The sequence below is a fragment of the Pseudothauera rhizosphaerae genome (genome assembly GCF_004801305.1).
GTDB lineage: Bacteria > Pseudomonadota > Gammaproteobacteria > Burkholderiales > Rhodocyclaceae > Pseudothauera > Pseudothauera rhizosphaerae.
Genome location: NZ_SSOD01000032.1, coordinates 1 through 3,426 on the forward strand (window position 1 = coordinate 1; position 3,426 = coordinate 3,426).

The 3,426-nt window shown below is 65.9% G+C and carries 5 protein-coding genes; all 5 read left to right on the forward strand.

From position 1 onward, the window contains the following. Positions 1-151: 151 nt before the first annotated feature. The 5 genes from E6O51_RS21570 to E6O51_RS21590 all read left to right on the forward strand — a co-directional run bounded on the left by E6O51_RS21570 (position 152) and on the right by E6O51_RS21590 (position 3,302). The gene (locus E6O51_RS21570; protein ID WP_136387094.1) at positions 152-529 is read left to right on the forward strand and encodes a hypothetical protein; all 378 of its coding nucleotides are present in this window, start codon (positions 152-154) and stop codon (positions 527-529) included. 3 nt (positions 530-532) lie between these two features. Beyond that, entirely contained in the window at positions 533-802 is a 270-nt protein-coding gene (locus E6O51_RS21575; RefSeq protein WP_136387095.1) for a hypothetical protein, read from the forward strand. Further along, positions 799-1,608 carry a RecB family exonuclease gene (locus E6O51_RS21580; RefSeq protein ID WP_136387096.1) on the forward strand — a complete coding sequence of 270 codons (810 nt, stop codon included), beginning with the start codon at positions 799-801 and terminating at the stop codon, positions 1,606-1,608. Before E6O51_RS21575 ends, E6O51_RS21580 begins: the two co-directional genes overlap by 4 nt. A 13-nt stretch (positions 1,609-1,621) precedes the next feature. Further along, complete coding sequence (locus tag E6O51_RS21585; protein ID WP_136387097.1) at positions 1,622-2,635, forward strand: hypothetical protein; 1,014 nt, start codon at positions 1,622-1,624, stop codon at positions 2,633-2,635. A gap of 106 nt (positions 2,636-2,741) precedes the next feature. Continuing rightward, positions 2,742-3,302: a DUF1566 domain-containing protein gene (locus tag E6O51_RS21590; RefSeq protein WP_136387098.1), complete on the forward strand. Its 561-nt coding sequence runs from the start codon at positions 2,742-2,744 to the stop codon at positions 3,300-3,302. Positions 3,303-3,426 lie beyond the last annotated feature (124 nt).

The window sequence follows — 3,426 nt, forward strand, 5'->3', positions numbered from 1 at the left end:
GTTCCGCGTCCGCCCCTTCCGCAGCGTCATCGCTTCGTCGCTTTAACCCTTCGCGGGCGTAGCCCGCCGACGGCATATCCGTCGCCCCGTCTCCCTCCTCTCGGCCGGCCGTGCTGCGAACGCAGCCGCCGGCTTCTTTTTGGAGCCGACCATGCAGCAAACCACGCAGTACGGACCCGGTGATCGCATCACCTGGGGACCGATCAGCTCGCACGCAGACCCCCGCTACGACGCGGAAATCGACGCCGACCGCGAAGACGCCATCCAGATCACCGCCGCAGCGCTGCTCGACCAGTACCTGGCCGACCCCGCCAGCATCTCCGCTGCGCACTGGGAACTGACGGACGCCGAGTACAAGGCCATCGACGAGGCGCACGCCGAGCGCGACGCCATGAAGCTCTTCAAGGTCCGTGACGCCGCGGTACGCCGCGTGCTCGGCCGTTGGGCCGAAGAGAAGGCGCGCGATGACTTCGCCAAGATGGAACGCGAGGACGCCGAAGACGCGATGCGGGCACGGATGGGGGATTGAGCCATGAGCCTTGCCACCATCGCCCGCCGCGCGCGGCTCGCCATTGTCAGACACCAGCTCCAGCACGCCGAGGATCGACGCTCGGAAACCGGGCCTGACTCCTACGGCGACGCGCTCATCGCACGGCTTCGCCGACAACAACTGATTCTGCGCGGGCGGCTGCTGCTGTCCGTGAAGAGCATCCACGCCAAGCGCGACCTGATCGTGTGCGCCGCAGTCTTCTTGGCTGCACCGCCAGCCATCGTCATGCACTTGATGGAGGTGGCAGCGTGAACGCCCCTTTCACCGTCCGCGCATCGTCGTGGGCCGGCCTTTTCGACTGCGCATACCGGTGGGAGGGTATCCACCTCCTGAAGCTGCGCAACGTGGTTGGCCTGCGCGCCGCGCTCGGAACGGCAATCCACGCCGGCACGGCGGTGTTCGACCAGTCGCGCCTTGACGGTTCAGGCATCACCGCCGACGACGCGGCCGGCGCAATGATCGACAAGCTGCGTGCCCCGGAAAACGAATTCGACCCGAGCCGCGACGACATCACGATGCCGGAGGCCGAGCGCGTCGGGCTGACGCTGGTGTCGAAATACTGCACCGACGTGTCGCCGAAGTACGACTTCGTGGCCGTTGAGATGGAGACCAAGCCGCTCGACATCGACTGCGGAGACGGCGTGATCGTGCGCCTGACCGGCACGATGGACCGCGCACGCATTCGCAAGGCCGTGGGTGGCGGCGTCGGCATCGCTGACCTGAAGAGCGGTGCCACCGCAGTGCGCCAGGGGGCGGCCGTCACACAGGGCCACGGGCCGCAGATCGGCACCTACGAGCTGCTGTACGAGCACACCACCGGTCAGCCAATCACCGACGACGCGGAAATCATCGGCCTCAAGACCAAGGGTATGCCAGAAATCGCCACAGGGACGATCCGCAACGGAAAGCGCGTGATGGTCGGCGATCAGGACAACCCCGGCCTGATCGAGTTCGCCGCCGAAATGTTCAAGACCGGCCGCTTTTACCCCAACCCCAAGTCGCTGCTGTGCTCGCCGAAGTATTGCCCGCGGCATGCGACCTGCCATTTCCACGATTGACCCGGAGCATGAAATGACCGCAACTGCCACCCAACCCACCAACCTCGCAGCACTTCGAGCACCGCAGGAAGCCAGCATGCCGGCCGTCCGAGCCGGCTTCTTCGACCTGCAGAGCTTCGAGCTGATGCAGCGCATCGCCAAGGGTTTCGCGTCCTCGACGCTGGTGCCGCGCGAGTACCAGAACAACGTCGCCAACTGCATGATCGCCCTGAATCTCGCTCAGCGGATCAACGGCGATCCTCTGATGGTCATGCAGAACCTCGTGATCGTGCATGGGCGCCCCACGTGGTCCTCGCAGTACCTGATCGCCACCGCGAACATGTGCGGACGCTTCACCGCCATCCGCTTCGAGTTTTTCGGGGATCGCGGAGCCGACACCTGGGGCTGCCGCGGCTGGGCCATCGAGAAGAGCACCGGGGAAAAACTTGTCGGCGCCGACATCACCATCGGCATCGCCAAGGAAGAAGGCTGGTACAGCAAGAACGGATCGAAGTGGAAGAGCATCCCCCAGCAGATGCTGATGTACCGCGCCGGGTCGTGGTGGGTCCGTGCCTACGCACCAGAACTCTCCATGGGCCTGATGACCGCCGACGAGGCCGAAGATACGTTTGACCTGGTGCAAGGTACCGACGGAAAGCTCGCCGTCGACCTGTCCGCTCTACGTGACGACCCTGCCGGCGAGCATGGAGAACATCCTCAGATCGAAGAGCGCCAGCCCGTGACGATCCCGCAGCAGACCGCGGCACCTGCCGCCGAGCGAGTCGATGCCGAAACCGGCGAACTGATCGACCGCAACGCGCAGCAGCAATCCGGCGACTCGCCCGGCTTCGCCGACGCCCACGCAGCGGTGCGCTCCGGCGACTACGACCTGGCGCGCGACCTCGCCCGCGGCCTGCCGGACGCACAGCGCCAGCAGATCGAAGCGGCCATCGCGAACCTGGATGACGGCGCACGGCAGCAGCAGGACGCACCTGCGCGCGGGCGTGCTCGCCAGCAGCGCGGCCAGGGCGGGCTTGGGCTCGACTGATCCATCAACGGGGATGCGGAGGGCGAGCATCTGCCAAGACGCATTCGCAAGAGTGTCCGGTCGCTAAGCGCATCCCCACCACCACCAAACCACCACGGAGCACTAAATGAACACCATCCAGTTCGAACTGGGCGGCGGGGCCTCGCTCGCCCTGCCCGCCCACATCGTCGCCCAGCGCCTCATCGAGAGCCTGCAGACCGCCCAGCAGCCTCCCAGCGCAGGACGCAGCAGGATCGGCGAATACCTCACCGGCCAGGGCGGCGTCTACGTCGGCGACATCCATGGCGACGACGGCGTGCTCTATGGGCTGGTCACGGCCCAGGAAGAGGACATCGGCAGTGCCACATGGGGGCCGAGCGGCGCGCTCGACCTCTCGCAGTGGGACGGTCTGAGCAACACCAACGCGCTGCGCGAATCGCCGGCCGCCAAACTGGCCAGCAACTACGAGCGAGACGGGCACTGCGATTTCTACCTGCCAGCGCGGCGTGAACTGATGGTCGCCTTGGCAAACGTGCCGCATCTCTTCGGCAAAGAGGGCTGGTACTGGAGCAGCACGCCGCGCGGCGATGACTACGCGTGGGCTGTGGATTTCGAGTACGGCCGCGTGCTCACCAGCCACCGGGACTACGAGTTCCGCGTCCGCCCCTTCCGCAGATTCACCCATTGACCCATTCGACCCTTTCAACCAAGGAGCACACCATGAGCGAAACCACCACCAGCACCACCCCGCCTGTCATCGGCCAGCCGTGGCCCGAACAGGGTGGGATTTTCATCGGCAGCCGCCTGATCGA

Bases quoted from the DNA above. Each gene is read 5' to 3' on its own strand.
- E6O51_RS21590 (WP_136387098.1), top strand. From the start codon at position 2,742: ATGAACACCATCCAGTTCGAACTGGGCGGCGGGGCCTCGCTCGCCCTG.
- E6O51_RS21585 (WP_136387097.1), top strand. From the start codon at position 1,622: ATGACCGCAACTGCCACCCAACCCACCAACCTCGCAGCACTTCGAGCA.
- E6O51_RS21570 (WP_136387094.1), top strand. From the start codon at position 152: ATGCAGCAAACCACGCAGTACGGACCCGGTGATCGCATCACCTGGGGA.
- E6O51_RS21575 (WP_136387095.1), top strand. From the start codon at position 533: ATGAGCCTTGCCACCATCGCCCGCCGCGCGCGGCTCGCCATTGTCAGA.